We start from the raw sequence: 579 nt of genomic DNA, 5'->3' as shown, positions 1-579 counted from the left end.
CAAAAAGCATCTATTACGTAACAGCAAACGTATTAAACGTACGTGCTGAAGCGAACACAAACTCAGAAATTCTTGGTACGCTTAAGAAAGACGATATGATTGAAACAACAAGCCAAGTACAAAATGAATGGTTACAATTCGAATATAACGGGAAAACGGCTTACGTTCATGTTCCTTATTTAACAGGTACAGCACCTGTTATTGAAAAACAAGAAACGCCTGCTCCTGCCAAAGTTGAAGCACCTGCAAAAGCAGAGGCACAAGCTCCAGCGGCACAAGAAAAACCAGCTGCTAAGCCAGCTACTCAAGTAAAAGCGGCAGAAACAAATGCTCCTTCTGGTGGTCGTGAATTAACAGTTGTAGCGACAGCATATACAGCTCATCCGAGCGAAAATGGCACATATGGTGGTCGTGTATTAACTGCAATGGGTCACGACCTAACAGCGAATCCGAACATGAAGATGATTGCTGTTGATCCGAAAGTGATTCCATTAGGATCAAAAGTATGGGTAGAAGGATATGGAGAAGCAATTGCTGGTGACACTGGTGGTGCAATTAAAGGTAACCGTATCGACGTTC

Annotated in this window: 1 protein-coding gene; it reads left to right on the top strand. The window is 42.8% G+C overall.

Annotated elements, in window-relative coordinates; translation table 11 throughout:
- On the top strand, positions 1-579 hold a 579-nt coding region (locus AC1M36_RS28455; protein ID WP_479846524.1), incomplete at both ends, for a 3D domain-containing protein.

The sequence above is a fragment of the Bacillus sp. Medicinal_06 genome (assembly GCF_056711665.1).
This window is presented reverse-complemented; position numbering and strand designations above follow the sequence as displayed.